The 16,451-nt window shown below is 60.6% G+C and carries 15 protein-coding genes; 3 read left to right on the top strand and 12 right to left on the bottom strand.

The window, feature by feature from the left end; translation table 11 throughout:
- Nucleotides 1–9 precede the first annotated feature (9 nt).
- Nucleotides 10–1,137: an aminotransferase class V-fold PLP-dependent enzyme gene (locus AC2FLO_RS10105; RefSeq protein ID WP_496752970.1), complete on the bottom strand. Its 1,128-nt coding sequence runs from the start codon at nucleotides 1,135–1,137 to the stop codon at nucleotides 10–12.
- 230 nt (nucleotides 1,138–1,367) lie between these two features.
- Between AC2FLO_RS10105 and hutC the strand changes: the two genes are divergently transcribed.
- Nucleotides 1,368–2,069 carry a histidine utilization transcriptional repressor HutC gene (gene hutC / locus AC2FLO_RS10100; protein ID WP_496752911.1) on the top strand — a complete coding sequence of 234 codons (702 nt, stop codon included), beginning with the start codon at nucleotides 1,368–1,370 and terminating at the stop codon, nucleotides 2,067–2,069.
- 6 nt (nucleotides 2,070–2,075) lie between these two features.
- Here hutC and AC2FLO_RS10095 read toward each other — a convergent pair whose 3' ends face one another.
- Nucleotides 2,076–2,534: an Lrp/AsnC family transcriptional regulator gene (locus tag AC2FLO_RS10095; protein WP_209504239.1), complete on the bottom strand. Its 459-nt coding sequence runs from the start codon at nucleotides 2,532–2,534 to the stop codon at nucleotides 2,076–2,078.
- Nucleotides 2,531–2,986: an Lrp/AsnC family transcriptional regulator gene (locus AC2FLO_RS10090; RefSeq protein WP_480476554.1), complete on the bottom strand. Its 456-nt coding sequence runs from the start codon at nucleotides 2,984–2,986 to the stop codon at nucleotides 2,531–2,533. Before AC2FLO_RS10090 ends, AC2FLO_RS10095 begins: the two co-directional genes overlap by 4 nt.
- A gap of 131 nt (nucleotides 2,987–3,117) precedes the next feature.
- Here AC2FLO_RS10090 and ilvC point away from each other — a divergent pair, with 131 nt between their 5' ends.
- Complete coding sequence (gene ilvC, locus AC2FLO_RS10085; RefSeq protein WP_267363386.1) at nucleotides 3,118–4,140, top strand: ketol-acid reductoisomerase; 1,023 nt, start codon at nucleotides 3,118–3,120, stop codon at nucleotides 4,138–4,140.
- Between the two features lie 46 nt (nucleotides 4,141–4,186).
- On the opposite strand, the gene AC2FLO_RS10080 is transcribed toward ilvC, so the two are convergent.
- Together AC2FLO_RS10080 and AC2FLO_RS10075 are read right to left on the bottom strand one after the other, a co-directional pair.
- Nucleotides 4,187–4,642, bottom strand: a complete 456-nt coding sequence (locus AC2FLO_RS10080) for an SRPBCC family protein (RefSeq protein ID WP_480485984.1) — start codon at nucleotides 4,640–4,642, stop codon at nucleotides 4,187–4,189.
- Nucleotides 4,639–4,950, bottom strand: a complete 312-nt coding sequence (locus tag AC2FLO_RS10075) for an ArsR/SmtB family transcription factor (protein ID WP_480583631.1) — start codon at nucleotides 4,948–4,950, stop codon at nucleotides 4,639–4,641. Before AC2FLO_RS10075 ends, AC2FLO_RS10080 begins: the two co-directional genes overlap by 4 nt.
- Before the next feature lie 78 nt (nucleotides 4,951–5,028).
- On the opposite strand from AC2FLO_RS10075, the gene AC2FLO_RS10070 reads away from it, so the two are divergent.
- Nucleotides 5,029–5,931, top strand: a complete 903-nt coding sequence (locus AC2FLO_RS10070; RefSeq protein WP_496752912.1) for a DMT family transporter — start codon at nucleotides 5,029–5,031, stop codon at nucleotides 5,929–5,931.
- Here AC2FLO_RS10070 and glmM read toward each other — a convergent pair.
- The 7 genes from glmM to glyS all read right to left on the bottom strand — a co-directional run bounded on the left by glmM (nucleotide 5,928) and on the right by glyS (nucleotide 16,446).
- The gene (glmM, locus tag AC2FLO_RS10065; RefSeq protein ID WP_480481419.1) at nucleotides 5,928–7,271 is read right to left on the bottom strand and encodes a phosphoglucosamine mutase; all 1,344 of its coding nucleotides are present in this window, start codon (nucleotides 7,269–7,271) and stop codon (nucleotides 5,928–5,930) included. The two genes, AC2FLO_RS10070 and glmM, sit on opposite strands and share 4 nt — an antisense overlap.
- 33 nt (nucleotides 7,272–7,304) lie before the next feature.
- Nucleotides 7,305–8,303, bottom strand: coding sequence for a dihydropteroate synthase (folP, locus tag AC2FLO_RS10060; RefSeq protein WP_496752913.1), 999 nt, complete (start codon nucleotides 8,301–8,303; stop codon nucleotides 7,305–7,307).
- Entirely contained in the window at nucleotides 8,300–9,220 is a 921-nt protein-coding gene (locus AC2FLO_RS10055) for a dihydroneopterin aldolase (protein ID WP_209504247.1), read from the bottom strand. The genes folP and AC2FLO_RS10055 overlap by 4 nt, the downstream gene beginning before the upstream one ends.
- Before the next feature lie 100 nt (nucleotides 9,221–9,320).
- On the bottom strand, nucleotides 9,321–10,694 hold the full coding sequence (locus tag AC2FLO_RS10050; protein ID WP_496752914.1) for a multicopper oxidase family protein: 1,374 nt from the start codon (nucleotides 10,692–10,694) through the stop codon (nucleotides 9,321–9,323).
- Between the two features lie 73 nt (nucleotides 10,695–10,767).
- Nucleotides 10,768–11,409 carry a cell wall hydrolase gene (locus AC2FLO_RS10045; protein WP_267363369.1) on the bottom strand — a complete coding sequence of 214 codons (642 nt, stop codon included), beginning with the start codon at nucleotides 11,407–11,409 and terminating at the stop codon, nucleotides 10,768–10,770.
- Between the two features lie 187 nt (nucleotides 11,410–11,596).
- Nucleotides 11,597–14,137 carry a putative PEP-binding protein gene (locus AC2FLO_RS10040; protein ID WP_496752915.1) on the bottom strand — a complete coding sequence of 847 codons (2,541 nt, stop codon included), beginning with the start codon at nucleotides 14,135–14,137 and terminating at the stop codon, nucleotides 11,597–11,599.
- Nucleotides 14,138–14,226: 89 nt separating this feature from the next.
- Nucleotides 14,227–16,446, bottom strand: coding sequence for a glycine--tRNA ligase subunit beta (gene glyS / locus AC2FLO_RS10035; RefSeq protein ID WP_496752916.1), 2,220 nt, complete (start codon nucleotides 16,444–16,446; stop codon nucleotides 14,227–14,229).
- Nucleotides 16,447–16,451 lie beyond the last annotated feature (5 nt).

The following is a 16,451-nucleotide window of genomic DNA, read 5'->3' as shown; positions in this document are numbered from 1 at the left end:
CCGGCCCGTTTACAGAACCTGATCCAGCACGCGTTTCAGGCGCGCGATGGTGGCGTCCACATCATAAAGCTTGTCCAATCCGAATAGGCCCAGACGGAAGGTGCTGAAGCCTTTGGGTTCGTCACATTGCAGCGGCACCCCGGCCGCGATCTGCATCCCCAGAGCGGCAAATTTCTTGCCGTTCTGGATTTCGGGGTCCGAGGTGTAGCTGACCACAACGCCGGGCGCGCCGAAACCGTCAGCCGCCACCGAGACAATGCCATACTCCTTCAACATCGCCCGCACGCCGTCGCCCAATGCCCATTGCGCCTTGCGCAGCTTTTCGAACCCGTATCCCCTGGTTTCTGCCATGGTATCGCGGAAGGCCAGCAGCGCATCGGTGGGCATTGTGGCGTGATAGGCGTGGCCACCATTTTCATAGGCCTGCATGATCTGGCGCCACTTCTTCAGATCGATGGCAAAACTGTCCGAGCTTGTCTGTTCCAGACGCGCCTCGCCCCGTTCGGACAGCATGACCAGACCGGCGCAAGGCGATGCGCTCCAGCCCTTTTGCGGGGCCGAGATCAGGACGTCGACACCGGTGGCTTTCATATCCACCCAGGCACACCCGGATGCGATGCAATCCAGCACCATCAATGCACCCACCTCATGCGCCGCGTTGGCCAGGGCGGTCACATAGTCATCCGGCAGAATGACACCCGCCGCCGTTTCAACATGGGGTGCGAACACAACGCCGGGTTTCTGTTCGCGAATCGTTGCGACGACCTCGTCAATCGGTGCGGGCGCAAAGGGGGACGGGCTGGCATTGCCGGTCTCGCGTGCCTTCATCACGGTGGTCGAGCTGGTCAGGGCGCCGCTTTCGATGATCTGGCTCCAGCGGTACGAAAACCACCCGTTCCGGACCACAAGAACATCCGCCCCGCGCGCGAATTGCCGGGCAACCGCCTCCATCGCATAGGTACCGCCGCCCGGAATGATGGCCACCCCGTCTGCCTTGTACACCTCTTTCAGCATGGCCGAGATGTCGCGCATTACCCCCTGAAACTTTTGGGACATGTGGTTCAGCGAGCGATCGGTGAATACGACCGAGAATTCTTCAAGCCCGTTCGGGTCAACGTTCTTCAGCAAGGCAGGCATATGGCGTCCTTTCAATATCGTCAGTGCAGTCTTGGTCTCTTTACCTTGGCCAGTAAAGCCATTTCGCGACAAAAAATGACGCGACGGAATGCGGGTAAAATCGACCCATTCGGTGCTGTATAACACTGGGAACACAAGAAAATGACGCCAACCAGTGTCACTTCCCCTTTACACTTCTGCTTGCTTCTGAACAGATGCGCACACTTTTTACTTGAAGGGATATTTTTCCTGTGACGATACAAAAGCGTATTAACTTCCAGTCCGTTCGAGATGAAGTAAAACGACGTATTGAAAGCCGCGTGTGGCCTCAGGGATCATTGCTGCCGACCGAAACGCAACTGGCCGAAGAATTCAATTGCGCCCGCGCGACGGTGAACCGTGCCCTCAGGGAACTGGCCGATCAGGGTTTCATCGAACGCAAGCGCAAAAGCGGGACGCGGGTCAAGAAAGAGCCCAGCAAACACGCCAAGCTGGAATTCTCACTGGCGCGGCAGATGGTCGAAAGCCAGAATGCCGCCTATCGCTATGCGCTGGTGGAACGGACTGTCGAGGCCTGCCCCCACTGGCTGTCCTCTCAGCTTGATGTCCCCGCCGAGACGCGGGTTCTGCATGTCATCTGTATGCATTATGCGGACAACCGCCCGTTCCAGCTTGAAGAGCGCTGGATCAATATCGGAACCGTCCCTGATGTGGAAACCGCCGACCTGACCCAGCAAGGACCGCATGAGTGGTTGCTGAATGCCGCTCCGTTCAACGATGCCGAGGTCGCGTTCTGCGCTATTTCCGCTGACGCAAGGCTGGCGGAATTCATGGGCACCACGGCGGGCGCGTCGATGATCCAGATGGAGCGTACCACCTGGAAAGAAGACAAACCGATCACGTTTGCTCGCCTGACCCATCATCCCGGATATTACATCCGCACCAGATACTAAGGCAGGTCATCCAATCGGTCCGGGCAGCCGTTCCTCGCTCAGCAGGACGTTCGCTTCGACATCGCCAGCGCCGGGCAGCGTCATGATCCGGCGCCGCAACACGCGTTCGAAATCGGACAGGTCCCGCGCCACAACACGCAAGCGGTAGTCGTACAATCCCAGAACATGCTCGACGGTCTGCACTTCGGGGATGGCACTTACGGCGCGTTCGAAATCCTCAAGGCTGATCTGTCCCTTGCGCGCCAGCTTGACCCCCAGAAACACGGTCACACCGAATCCCAGCGCCTCGGCATTCAGACGCAGCCGCCGGCCCTTGATGATCCCGGCGTCCTCCAACCTGCGGATACGCCTCCATGTGGCGGGCTGAGACAGGTTGAACCTCCGACCCAGGGCACCTGCGCTTTGGGTGGCGTCCTGTTGCAGCGCGCGCAGCAAACGGCGGTCAATCTCGTCCAGCTCGATCATACCGGCAACACCTCGTCCCGCTTGACCCGCGCGATATGCATCAGCGCTTCGATATCGGCGATATGCGGCAGGGTCAGGATCCGGTCCCGATAAAGCTGCTGATAGTGCTTCATATCCCGCGCAATTACCGACAGGCGGACATCCACCCGGCCCAGAAATGTCTGGATTTCGATCACCTCGGCCACGTTGCGGGCCTCTTCCATAAACTCGTCAAAGGCGCGGGCCTGTGTCTTGTCCAGGGTGATCCGAAGCGAGACCTCGACAGCATAGCCCATCGCGGCCCAGTCGATCACCGCCTCCTGCCCTTCGATGATCCCGGCTGCCTGCATCTTTTCCAGCCTGCGCCAACAAACACCTGCGCTGATCCGGCACAGATCGGCAAGTTCCGCGGTGGTCAGGCTGGGGTTCGCCTGAAAGTGACGCAAAATGCGCCGGTCGATATCGTCAAGCATGACTTATTCAGTACTTTCCGTTTTCAAGAATTATTCTTCATCTTTTTTGCAAATACTCAAGCCCAACCCTATCGCCAATCCGACGCGCGGCAGGTAGAACCGCCCCAACCAAACCAGAAAGGACCGGCAAAATGCGCGTCTATTACGATCGCGATTGCGACATCAACCTGATCAAAGACAAGAAAGTGGCTATCCTGGGCTATGGCAGCCAGGGTCACGCCCACGCGCTGAACCTGCGCGACTCGGGTGCCAAGAACCTGGTCATCGCCCTGCGCGAAGGCTCGCCCTCGGCCAAGAAAGCCGAAGCGGAAGGTCTGGCAGTGATGGGCATCGCCGAAGCGGCTGCCTGGTGCGACGTCATCATGTTCACCATGCCCGACGAATTGCAGGCCGAGACCTACAAGAAATACGTCCATGACAACATCAAGCCCGGTGCCGCCATCGCGTTTGCCCACGGCCTGAACGTCCATTTCGGCCTGATCGAGCCAAAAGACGGCGTTGACGTCATCATGATGGCCCCCAAAGGCCCTGGCCACACCGTGCGCGGCGAATACACCAAAGGCGGCGGCGTGCCCTGCCTGGTCGCGGTCCACAACGATGCAACCGGCAAGGCGCTGGAAATCGGCCTGTCCTACTGCTCGGCCATCGGTGGCGGCCGCTCGGGCATCATCGAGACCAACTTCCGCGAAGAATGCGAAACCGACCTGTTCGGCGAACAGGCCGTTCTGTGCGGTGGTCTGGTCGAACTGATCCGGTGCGGCTTTGAAACTCTGGTCGAGGCCGGTTACGCACCCGAGATGGCCTATTTCGAGTGTCTGCACGAAGTGAAGCTGATCGTTGACCTGATCTATGAAGGCGGCATTGCCAACATGGATTACTCGATCTCGAACACGGCTGAGTATGGCCAGTATGTCACCGGTCCGCGCATCCTGAAATACGACGAGACCAAAGCCCGCATGAAAGCGGTTCTGGACGACATCCAGCAGGGCAAATTCGTCCGTGACTTCATGCTGGAAAACGCCGTTGGCCAGCCGACCATCAAAGCATCGCGCCGCGCCAATGACGAGCATATGATCGAAGAGACCGGCGCCAAGCTGCGCGGCATGATGCCGTGGATCTCGGCCGGCAAGATGGTCGACAAAGAAAAGAACTAAGTCTGACCGATGTCAGGCAAAGGGCGGCCCAGGCGGTCGCCCTTTTTCATTTTAAGACCGCTTTGGCAAAACATTCACCCAGAACGATATCCCATCCCGTATCGTAGCCGCCGCGCTTTTGGGGCGCTTCATCTGCCCAGACGTCCCAGCCGGAATGCGTCAAGGTGACTTTGGCCTGCCCCGAACCGCAATCCTCAAAACGCACATCGACGCGCGTAGGAGACCCGCTGTTGGTGCCCGGATGCCAGGTGAATGCCACGGATCGGCCGGGATCGATCGCCAGCACTTCGCCCCAGTCGGCACGGGTTCCGTCGAACATGACCTCATAGACCGCGCCACCGATCCGGGGTTCAATAACCACGTCCCTTGCCGGTTGTCCCTGCGATGCGGACACCGCGTGGCTGTCCAGCGGCCACCATGTACCGATGCGGTTGACGAAGATGTCGAAAGCACGCGCAGCTGAGGCACTTACGACAATTGTTTTGACAATCGGGTCTGTCATGGCCTCTCTCCCGCTCTGTTCACCTCATCTGCAAAGCTGTTCATCACGTCGGTCCAGTACCGGTCGAGCCATCTGCGCAGCTCTGCCAGCCCCTCGGGGCGCACCGCATAGATCCGGCGCGTCCCTTTCGCGTGGCATGTCACCAGTCCGGCATCCGACAGCACCTTGAGATGTTGAGAGACGGCCGGTCGGCTTACCGGCAGCTTTGACGCAAGCTCACCCACTGCCTGAGGCTGGCTGGCGACGGCTTCGAACACCTGCCTGCGGGTTGCATCGCCCAAAGCTGAAAATGTCAAATCGTAAGTCATTGCTTACGGTAAGTGAAAACTAACGCTAAGTCAAGATCAGCCCGTGACACCGGCGCGCACGCGGGATAAGGGGATGGAATGGTTGAACAACCCACGAAACAGGACTGGAGCGGCGTTTTCACGCTGGGGCTTATTTGGGGCGGCACATTCATGGTCGTCGCGATGGCTTTGGAAGGCTATGGCCCGATTACCGTGGCGACATCGCGCACCACTTTGGGCGCGGTGACATTGCTTGTCCTGATGCGGATTACCGGGCGCCGCATGCCGGTACTGACACCCGCGCTGACTACATCAATCCTGCTGATTGGCGTGTTGTCGACTGCGGTGCCTTTCATGCTGCTCAGCTGGGGGCAGCAATATGTGCCCTCGGCCTTTGCAGGGTTGTCCATGGCTGCAATTCCGCTCATGGTGCTGCCGCTGGCGCATTTCTTTTCCGATGAGCCGCTGAACCTGCGTCGGTTTCTGGGCGTGTGCCTTGGGTTTTCCGGCGCATTGGTCCTGATCGGACCCGGTCTGGCAAAGCTGGGTCAAGGGACCGAGCCACTGGCGCAGCTGGCCTGTATCTCGGCTGCCCTCTGCTATGCCTCGACATCGATCCTGACGCGGCGCTGCCCGCCGGTCGAGCCACTGGCGCTGGCCGCGCTGACCCTGCTGGTCGGCGCTGTTCTGCTGGTGCCCATCATGCTGCTGGTCGAAGGTGTTCCCACATGGCAGGGTAACCGCCCATCGCTGGCCCTGATCGTGCTTGGGCTGATCCCCACAGCATTCGCCAATTTGCTGCGGGTTTCGATCACCCGCAGCGCCGGGTCGGTGTTCCTGACACTGGTGAATTATCAGGTGCCGATCTGGTCGATGGTGTTCGGGGCCTGGATCCTGTCCGAGGCCTTGCCCCTGCGGTTCTACGTCGCCCTGGCCCTGATCCTGACGGGCATGGCCATCAGCCAATGGTTCAGCCTGCGCAAGGTTCTGTTCGGGCGCTAGCCTGCGGCGGCTTCGACCTCGGCCACGATGCTGTCGACGACCTGGACCAGCAGCGCGTCATCCTCGCATTCGGCCATAACGCGGATCAGCGGCTCGGTGCCGGATTTACGGATCAGCAACCGGCCCTGCCCGTTCAGCCGCGCCTCGGCATCGGCAATGGCAGCTTTAACGCTTTGAACTTCAAGCGGAGTTTGACCGTTGGCATAGCGGACGTTCTTCAACAGCTGCGGCACGGTTTCGAACTGCTTGGACAGGTCCGAGGCTTTGCGACCGGACAGAACCATCTCGGCCAGGAAATGCAGGCCGGCCATCAGGCCATCGCCGGTGGTGGCATAATCGCTCATCACGATATGACCGGATTGTTCACCGCCCAGATTGAAGCCACCTTCGCGCATACGCTCGACCACATAGCGGTCGCCGACCGCCGTGCGTTCCAGTCGCATACCGTGTGACGAGAGGTGCCGTTCAAGCCCCAGATTGGACATCACGGTGGCCACTAGGGCATCGCCTTTCAACTGCCCGGATTTTTTCCAGGCCGTCGCCAGCAGCGCCATAAGCTGATCGCCATCAGCGACCTGACCGGTTTCGTCGACGATAACGACCCGGTCCGCGTCGCCGTCCAGACAGACACCAACGTCAGCGCCATGTGCCACGACGGTTTCGGCAGCCAGTTGCGGCTTGGTCGATCCGCAGTTGAGGTTGATGTTCTTTCCGTTGGGCGCAATGCCAACCGGGATCACGTCTGCGCCCAGTTCCCAAAGAACCTCGGGCGCGGTGCGGTGGGCGGCGCCATTGGCACAGTCAATCACCACCTTCAGGCCATCCAGACGCACATCGCGCGGCAGCGAGGATTTCACACGCTCGCCGTATCTGAAACGGGCGTCATCAACACGACGCGCCCGTCCGATATTCTGGGCCTGAGCAGGCCGGACACCTTCGTCGATCAGCTTTTCGATGTCTATCTCGGCCTGATCGGACAGTTTATAGCCGTCGGGGCCAAAGAACTTGATACCGTTGTCCTCTGCCGGGTTGTGGCTGGCCGAGATCATGACACCCAGATCGGCCCGCATCGAGCGCGTCATCAGACCCACCGCAGGCGTGGGGACCGGCCCCAGCAACAGCACATTCATTCCCGTTGAGGTCAAACCGGCGGTCAGCGCGTTTTCCAGCATATAGCCGGACAGGCGCGTGTCCTTGCCGATGACGACCCGGTGCACACCGGTCGCATCGCGCCGGAAATAGCGCCCCACCGCAGCCCCGATGCGCAACGCCATTTCCGCCGTCATCGGATGCGTGTTGGCCGTGCCCCGCACCCCGTCGGTTCCGAACAGCTTGCGCATTGGTGTCACTCCGTGATTTTCCGTGAGACCGGATTACCGGACAGCGGCCCATAGGCGCAAGGCCTGAGCAGTCTCGGCGACGTCGTGAACGCGAATGATCTGCACGCCCTGGGACAATCCGGCCAAAGCCACGGCAATTGAACCCGGAGCGCGGGCAGTCTTGTCAGGTTCCCGTCCAATTGTTCCGATAAAGCCCTTGCGGGACACGCCCAGCAGGATCGGGCAGCCAAGCCCGTGAAACAGGCTGAGATTACGCAGCAAGGTCAGGTTATGGTCTTCGGTCTTGCCGAAACCGATGCCCGGATCGACGATGATCAGATCGCGCCGAAGTCCCAGGTTCTCCAGCAGAGCGATCTGGGTTTCGAGGAAGTCGTAAACATCCAGCAACACGTTGTCGTAGCTGGGGTTTTCCTGCATCGTGGCCGGATCGCCCTGCATATGCATGACGCAGACCGGTGTGCCCTTGGCGGCGCAAAACGGTGCCAGTTCGGGATCGAAGGTGAACCCCGAGACATCGTTGACCAGCCCAGCGCCCGCCGCACACGCCGCTTTGGCGACGCTGGCTTTGCGGGTGTCGATTGAAATCAGGGCATCCGTTTGCGCGCGAATCGCCTCGATCACCGGGCGGGTGCGGGCAATTTCCTGATCTGCCGGAATGAAATCCGCACCCGGGCGCGTTGATTCCCCGCCGACATCCAGAATGGTGGCCCCATGCGCCACCATCCGGGCGGCGGCATCGCGGGCGGCCTCGACCGAGCTGTGAACACCCCCGTCCGAGAAACTGTCAGGCGTGGCGTTGAGAATACCCATGATATGCGGCGCCTGCATATCCAGCCCGGCGATAGGTGCGCGCGGGCCGGTCAAACGCGCCAGCGCCCCATCGGGAATATCCGATGCCGCCATGATCTGCGGTGCGGTGTCGCGCCCAAGCGCCTCGACATGGGTAAACCACAGGGATTGACCGGCCAGAGAATACGCACCAGCGGGCCGGATCTGGCCGTGCTGAACCAGCGGTCTGAAATAGATGCTCACAATTGGGCCTGATCCACGGCCACAGCCCGCAGCGGGGTTTTGGGCGCTTTCGGCAATTCGCCGCCGATGACCATCATTTCACTGGCTTCAAAGGTCGCGGCAAACCATGCGGCCAAAGCCACGGCGTCGGATGGCGCGGCAGAAGGACCATCCACTGCGTCCAGAACGATCTTGGACGGGGCCCAGACACAGATCTGGCCGTTCTTCATGGCCCAGTCCAGTTCCGTCCGGGTTGAAACCACCTTGCAGCGGTGATCGCGTGCGGCCAGAACCCACGCGTTTTGCTCGATCGCAAGCAGGTCAATCCGGCGCTGTGTCATTGCGTGGCCGGTTTGCGGCGCAGCCAGGTCTGACGCCCCCACACACAGGATCAGCGGGCGTTGGCGGTTCTGCAACTGGTCGATCCACCCGGTCAGATTGTCCGAGGCGATGGCGTCATTCGACAGGTAGACCAGACGGGGATGCGGGCGGTCTTCCTCGGTCACATCGTGATGAACCGAGTCTTTCCCGCGTACGATCTCAACCCCAAGAGCGCCCGGACCGCGATCCAGTTTTTCGATGCGGACAAAGACCCTTACAGCCTGAGGTTCATGCAAGATACGTTCAGCCACACGCTCGGCCAGGGTTTCAAGCAGGTTCAGACGCTCGGCCGCGAGCTCATAGGCAATGGATTCCGTTACCCGGTCATAAGACAGGATGCGATCCACATCGTCGTCAATCGGGTCGGTCAGAGGCCGGACTTCGACCACGATATTGAAACAGATCCGCTGGGTTGTTCCCCGCTCGGCCTGAAACGCACCGATTTCAACCTCGACAATATGGTCGCGCAGGGAAATGCGGTCCAGCGGCCCTCGGGGCGAGGTCGCCTCAGACCGTTCGGACGGGTGCGCAAATGCCAGTCGGATTTCAGAACTCATGGGTCCGGCCTTTTCGGCTTGTTGCAGGGCTTGCCCACTATAGGCGTTGCAAGGGCCTATAACATTCAAACAAACGCCATTCCAACCGCCGAATGCGGCGTCAGGTGACGCGAAACCAGCTCATCATACCCGAAGCGGCATGTCCCAGCATATGGCAATGCAACAGCCAGTCCCCCGGATTATCCGTGACCAGCGCGATCTGGCGGGTTTGTCCGCGATCAACCAAAACAGTGTCGCGCCACGGGCCAAGCGATCCGTCCGGCTGGATCAGTCGGAAGTGGTGGCCGTGCAAATGCATGGCATGTGGAAAGACTGTTTCATTGACAAACTCAATCCTGTAAAGGCCGCCGGTCCGGGCGTCCAGAAACGGGTCGGACGGGCGTTCCGCATAACCGTTCAGGGCCCAGAACCGGCCCAACTGCGCCAATTCCTGGCCTGACAATTCAGTGTCCCCGATCCGGGCGTTGTCCAGCCAGCGCATCGCCCCGCCTTGCAGGGACATCCGGTGCAATGGTGCGGATGAGACATCCTCGACGACTGGCAAAGGGTTGGGCGGCAACGCTGCCACGCCTTGTCGTGGCGCGGGTGCGAGAGGTTCGTCGACATCGAACCGAACGATGCCAAAGGCACCGTCGCGTTCAACACTCACCAGACTTGCCGTATCGCCCGCAGCCACGACATCCACAACCAGATCGATACGTTGTGCGGGGGCGATTGGGAAAGCCCCCGACAATGGGATCGGCGTTCCCAGTGGCATACCGTCAAGGGCGACAATCCAACCAGACAACCCGTCGAGATCCAGGTCAAAAATCCGCGCGTTGGAGGCGTTGATCAGGCGCAGCCGGAGACGGTCGTTCCGTCGCGCCTGAACACGCGGGTCAAGGGATCCGTTGACAGTGATGATATTCCCCAGCCGACCAGCGAGGCTGAGGTCATGGCCATTGTCGAAATCATCCGTGATCTGGGCGGTTTCCGGATCAAGCCGCCAGTCGTCCAGCATCAGCACCAGATCCTGATCCACATCGGGGGCCGCGGTTTCTTCGACGATCAGCGGCCCGTAAAGCCCGCGCGCAACCTGTTCCATCGACTGGTTATGCGCATGGTACCAATAGGTCCCTGCATCGGGAACGGAGAAAGAGTAATCAAAGCTTGCGCCCGTCTCGACAGCGTCCTGCGTCAGGCCCGGTACGCCGTCCATGGCGTTCTCGATGCGAATACCGTGCCAATGGACCGACGTGGCTTGCGGAAGCTGGTTCATCAGGGTGCGCTGGATGCGGTCGCCCTGCCTGACGCGCAGTTCAACGCCGGGGACAGACCCGTCATATGTCCAGACTGCCGTTTCAGGATAACTTGCCGGCGCGATCGGGTGTTTGGCTACACGCGCATTAAGCGGTGCAAAACCCGCGCTGGCCACACGCGGCATCAGCAATGCTGCAGCGGCGGATTGCAAAAGGTGTCTGCGGTTCAAAATCATCACGGGTCTCCTGGCCCGCAATATAGGATGCAACCTGCCCCGCGCCAGCAAGCTTCCAGCGCGGGTGCGTCAATCAGTTGCTCGCTGTCCGGTAGTTGTGGCGGTAAAAAACATGCACGCCGATTTTCGCCGTCTGTTTGTAGACCCGCGACCAGGATGGGCGAACCGACGTAGTGTGATAATGTGTTGCCCCTTCGGTCAACTCATCCGCCACGCCATCAATGGCAGCCCGCGCGACTTTCGCCACACGCTCATACGCCTTTTTCTCGTGGATGACTTCCTTGCGGCCATCGCAGGTGTATGTGAACTGGCACTGGTATTTCTTGCCGGTCCCCTGATGGATCACCCCGCACAGGGAATCCGGGAAACGGCTGCTTTTGACCCGGTTCAGGATCACCTCGGCAACCGCGAACTGGCCGCGCACGCTTTCGCCGCGCGCCTCGAAGTACAGGGCTTCTGACAGGCATTCCCAGTTTTCGCCGCCCGTGGCCTTTGGTTGCTGGTCAAGCCAGTCTTTGGAGAAGGACACTTCGACAGGTTCAGCCGCCTTGCGGGGCTGGAACAGCTTGAAATAGTCCCGAAAACTTTGCGCTGGCAGCTCGCTGCGGGCGACAAGTTCTTGTTTTGCAGTATCAGTCGCTTCCTTCTCGGCGAAGGACGCACTCGGCAGCACGGTTGCCGCCACTGCGGCAACAGCCAATATGTAACGTAGCATCAGATAACCTCGCACAGGCACATCACGCGCCTTACCCTCCCCCGGCGGGCGCGACGAGGCTGATACCCCAGACCGAGGCAAAGGTCCAGTATCTTGAAAAAAGCAAGTGGAAAATCGCCCGTAGCGAAAATATTTTTCGCCTACGAGTGACCGAATAACCCACTATTCCTTGGGGTTCAGCGCAGTGTCAACCCCCAAGTCTGGAGGAAATCGCCAGTTGAGCGGCAGCCAGCCGAGCGACCGGAACCCGGAACGGTGAGCACGACACATAGTCGAATCCAAGATCACGGCAGATGGCGATTGATTCGGGGTTTCCACCGTGTTCGCCACAGACCGAAAGGGTCACATCCGGCTTCGCGGCACGTCCGCGTTCCGCCCCGAGTTTCAGCAGCTCGCCCACCCCGTCCGGATCAAGGACGTGGAACGGATCTTCGGTAAAGACCCCCTGCCGCACGTAAGCGGACATGAAACGACCGGCATCGTCGCGGGACAGGCCGTAGGTCATCTGCGTCAGGTCGTTTGTACCAAAACTCATGAAGGCGGTCTGCGGCGCGATCTCTTCCGCGCGCAGACAGGCGCGTGGTGTTTCGACCATGACGCCCAGCCGATATTCGAACTTCTGCCCCCGTTCCGATTCAACGGCGGCGGCGACCGAGTCGATGCGGGATTTGACCAGTTCAACCTCGCGCTTGGCGGATACCAGCGGGATCATCACTTCGGGCACCACCGGGGCACCGTTTTTTCGGGCCTCAAGTGTGGCTTCGAAGATCGCGCGCGCCTGCATGTCGTAGATCTCGGGCACGGTGACACCCAGACGAACGCCGCGCAGACCCAGCATGGGGTTGTATTCGGTCATCGCCTCAACCCGGCGTTCGACGTCGGACACGGGCAGGTCCAGCGCCTCAGCTAGTTCCCGTTGCCCGGTGCGCGTTGTCGGCAGGAATTCATGCAAGGGTGGATCGAACAGGCGGATGCAGACAGGCTGGCCTTCCATGATCCTGAACAGCTGAACAAAATCCTCGCGCTGCATCGGAAGTAGGCGTTCCAGCACTGCCGCCCTGCCCGCCGAGGTTTGCGCAAAGATCATTTCGCGCATCACGATCAGACGGCCGGGATCAAAGAACATATGTTCGGTCCGGCACAGACCGATCCCCTGAGCCTGAAAGTTCCGGGCCGTCTGCGCATCAGCCGGTGTGTCGGCATTGGCGCGGATGTCGATGTCACGCTCGGCATCGGCCCAGCCCATCAGCGTCTGGAAGCAGTCATCCAACGCGGCCTCGAGCATGGCGGGCTGACCGGCCAGCACCTGACCCGAGCTGCCGTCAATGGTGACAATATCGCCGGTTTTAAATACCCGCCCATCCGGTGCGGTCAGCATCTTGTCTTTCGTCTGAAACCGCATTTCCGAGGCCCCGACGATACAGGGCAGACCCAATCCGCGCCCGATCACGGCCGCGTGGCTGGTCATGCCGCCCTTTTCCGTCAGAACCGCAACGGCGGCGTGCATCCCGCGCACATCCTCGGGCGAGGTTTCCCGGCGCACCAGAACACACGCCTCGCCACGGGCGGCGCTGGCCTGTGCTTCGGCCGAGGTGAACACGATCTTGCCGGTCGAGGCACCGGGGCTGGCACCAATGGCGGTGGTCAGCACGTCACGGCGCGCATCAGGGTGGACCTGACGGTGCAGAAGTTCGTTCAGCGCGTGCGGATCGACACGCATCACCGCCTCTTGCGGCGGTATGATAGCGTCTTCAGCAAGACGTACGGCAATGCGCATGGCCGCGCGAGCCGATCGCTGCACCCGGACGCCATCCAGAATATGCACAGTGCCATCCTGAATGACGAATTCGACCTGCATTTCTTCGCGCAGTTTCTCGCGCATCAGGGCGGCATGCGTTTTGACATCGGCAAAAGCATTGGGCGCGACCTCTTCCAGCGAGGGGCCGCGCGGGTCTTTTTCCAGAAACAGGGCGGCCACATCTTTGCCCAACGCATCGCGTCCCTGACTCTGGCTGAGGTAGCGACCGGTGATCTGTGGCATACCGGTTGTGGAATCAACCAGTTGCAGAACGCCCGATCCGCATTCCCCTTTCCCGACGCCGGGGATCATCTCTTGAATGACCAACCCAAGCCCGGCATCAGCAGGTGCCCCCTTGGCCTGCCGCAGCAAGCGCGCGGACGTCCCGTCCCATGCACGTGCCATCGAGCGCAGAACGCCGATCAGCTGTTCGCCCCTGTCCTGCGGAAAGACCTCGTCGGTTTCATCCTCGTAGGCGCGCAGCGAATGACGCAGCCCCTCGCGGCCATCTGCGTCGATGTCATCAAACACATCCGCATCCAGCCGCGCCACGTGGATCGCATAGCTTTGAACGAACCTCAGATACAGGGCTGCGGCGGCCTCGGCCCCCATGGTGTCGGACAGGTCGACATAACGGGCATCGTTCATTCCGATATTGAGAACCGCGCCGGGACCACCCCAATCGGGGTCTTCGGAACTGGGCCGGACGCATAGCAACGAGGTCGGATCGAACTGTTCGAGGATCGCCGCAATATCCGGGGCTGTCCCTTCAGCGATCTGGTGAACGGCATCAAATGACAACGCAACGGTTCGGGGCACCGGCAGGTCCAGCCGGACCAGACGTTGCAGACATTTGGCCCGCCCGCCATGCCTATGGGCGGTGACAGGCGCGTCGGATGTAATGAGCGTCGTATTCGGATTATTCTGCACTGCAGCACCTTTTGGTTTGCGTGCAGCATAAGCGCTTGCGCCCTTCACGCAAGTGCGTTGTGGACGCGCCTGCCAGCGCGCCCGGTCGTTTACCCTTCGATCCGGGTCAGATCGGCCACGCTGGAGCAGATTTGCCGGATCTGGCTGAGCAGGTTCAGCCGGTTGCGGCGAACAATATCATTGTCGGTGTTGACCTGCACATCCTCAAAGAACGCATCCACCGGTCCGCGCAGCCCCGCCATGGCGGCCATGGCCGTGGGGAAATCTTCGGATGTCAGCGCGCGTTCGATTTGCGCCTGTGCTGCATCCAAGGCCGCAAACAATGCCTTTTCGCTGTCTGTTTCGGCGAATTTCACATCCGCACCGTAGGAATACTCCACCCCGTCCTTTTCCTCGGCCTGGGTCAGGATGTTGTTGGCGCGCTTGAAGCCCTGCACGAGGTTTTCGCCATCTTCAGTCGCGATCACCGCGTTCAGCGCGCGGGCGCGTTTGACAAGCAGATTGAGGTCATCATTGCCGTCCATCGCGATACAGGCGTCAATGACGTCGTGACGGATGCCTTCGTCGCGGAGGAAGACCTTGAGGCGGTCGTGGAAGAAGGAAAGGAGATCGTCGGATGCGTCGGGGATCTTCTTTTCAAGGCTCAGGAAATCGGCGCCCGAAACTTCGCCCAGCCTTTCCTTGACAGTCTGGAAGGCTGCGCCAAACACGCCGTGATCTGCGATTTCATCCAAAAGTTCGTCAACGTTTTCCGCCGCCAGCGCATCGTTTGCAGCGCTTTCAGCACGCAGCAGCTGTCCGTCGAAAAACCGATCCAGATGCAGGCGCAGGTCATTGTCGAGCACCAACCGGATAACCCCAAGTGCCGCACGGCGCAGGGCAAACGGGTCTTTCGAGCCGGTAGGCTTTTCATCAATCGCCCAGAACCCCGCCAGCGTGTCCAGCTTGTCGGCCAATGCAACGGTCACCGACAGCGGAGCCGTGGGCACATCATCCGACGGCCCCAAAGGCGAGTAGTGCTCTTGCGCGACAGCGGCCACGGCGGCATCTTCGCCTGCCGCTTCGATGTAATACCGCCCCATAAGGCCCTGAAGCTCGGGAAATTCGTAGACCATTTCCGAGCTGAGGTCGGCCTTGGCCAGGCGCGCGGCTTTTTCAGCCTGATCAGCATCGGCTCCAGTCACTGGGGCCAGTTCGCGGGCTAGCGCGGCGATGCGCCCGATCCGGTCAGCCTGCGTTCCCAGTTTGTTGTGGAACGTGACGTTTTCCAGCGCGCGGGTCCATTGTGCAATGTCCGATTTGGCAATGCGCAGGTCATTTTCCCAAAAGAACTTGGCATCGGCCAGACGGGCCGACAGCACTTTCTGATTGCCCGCCAGAATGGTCGCGCCATCGTCAGCGGTTTCGCGGTTCGCAACAGTGACGAACCGTTCAATCCGGCCCGTTTTGGGATTGCGGACCGAGAAGAACTTTTGGTGTTCTTTCATCGAGGTTTGCAGCACCTCGGGTGGCAGGTCGAGGAATTCGTCGTCGATCCGCCCCATCAGGACGACCGGCCATTCGACCAGACCGGCGACCTCGGCCAGCAGGCCCTGATCTTCGACCAGTTCAAGACCGGCGGCAAAGGCCATGTTCTGGGCGTCGTTCCAGATGTGCCGGGCGCGTTCCTCGGGGGACAGGACGACAAAAGCCCGCTTCAGCTTGGCCGCGTAATCGTCGAAGGACGTGACCGAAAACCGGTTGGGCGCCATGAAGCGGTGTCCTGCTGTGGTGTCGCCGGACGAAATGCCATCGACATCCATTGGCACGACCTGCGCCCCGGCCTCATCCGTCAGAATGCACAGGATCGAATGCAGCGGGCGCACCCAGCGCAAGCTGCCACTGCCCCAACGCATGGACTTAGGCCAAGGGAAATTGCGGATGGTGGTTTCGAGCACTTCGGCAATGATCTCAGCCGCGGGGCGACCGGCCTTTTCGATGGTGGCGAAATAGATGGCCCCCTTGGGCGTTTCGCGTTCTTCCAGCTGATCACGGGTCAGGCCCGCGCCGCGCAGGAACCCTTCGATTGCCTTGTCGGGTGCGCCGACCTTTGGGCCCTTGCGTTCTTCCCGGATGGTGGGGCTTTTCGCCAGCAGCCCCTCGACCGCCAGCGTCAGGCGGCGGGGCGTGGTCAGGGCGGCGGCGTTTGCATAGGTCAGACCGGCCTCGACCAGACCATCAGTAATCCGCTTTTTCAGATCCTCGCCGGCACGGGCTTGCATCCGTGCGGGGATCTCTTCGGAGAACAGTTCGATCAGCAGGTCGGGCATTGTCG

Source organism: Ruegeria sp. TASC047 (genome assembly GCF_059612445.1).
This window is presented reverse-complemented; position numbering and strand designations above follow the sequence as displayed.

Coding starts and splice junctions, on each gene's coding strand:
- ilvC (WP_267363386.1), top strand. CDS start 3,118: ATGCGCGTCTATTACGATCGCGATTGCGACATCAACCTGATCAAAGAC.
- AC2FLO_RS10050 (WP_496752914.1), bottom strand. CDS start 10,694: ATGATTTTGAACCGCAGACACCTTTTGCAATCCGCCGCTGCAGCATTG.
- AC2FLO_RS10095 (WP_209504239.1), bottom strand. CDS start 2,534: ATGATCGAGCTGGACGAGATTGACCGCCGTTTGCTGCGCGCGCTGCAA.
- AC2FLO_RS10075 (WP_480583631.1), bottom strand. CDS start 4,950: ATGACTTACGATTTGACATTTTCAGCTTTGGGCGATGCAACCCGCAGG.
- AC2FLO_RS10055 (WP_209504247.1), bottom strand. CDS start 9,220: ATGAGTTCTGAAATCCGACTGGCATTTGCGCACCCGTCCGAACGGTCT.
- AC2FLO_RS10105 (WP_496752970.1), bottom strand. CDS start 1,137: ATGCCTGCCTTGCTGAAGAACGTTGACCCGAACGGGCTTGAAGAATTC.
- glyS (WP_496752916.1), bottom strand. CDS start 16,446: ATGCCCGACCTGCTGATCGAACTGTTCTCCGAAGAGATCCCCGCACGG.
- AC2FLO_RS10090 (WP_480476554.1), bottom strand. CDS start 2,986: ATGCTTGACGATATCGACCGGCGCATTTTGCGTCACTTTCAGGCGAAC.
- AC2FLO_RS10045 (WP_267363369.1), bottom strand. CDS start 11,409: ATGCTACGTTACATATTGGCTGTTGCCGCAGTGGCGGCAACCGTGCTG.
- AC2FLO_RS10070 (WP_496752912.1), top strand. CDS start 5,029: ATGGTTGAACAACCCACGAAACAGGACTGGAGCGGCGTTTTCACGCTG.
- glmM (WP_480481419.1), bottom strand. CDS start 7,271: ATGCGCAAGCTGTTCGGAACCGACGGGGTGCGGGGCACGGCCAACACG.
- AC2FLO_RS10080 (WP_480485984.1), bottom strand. CDS start 4,642: ATGACAGACCCGATTGTCAAAACAATTGTCGTAAGTGCCTCAGCTGCG.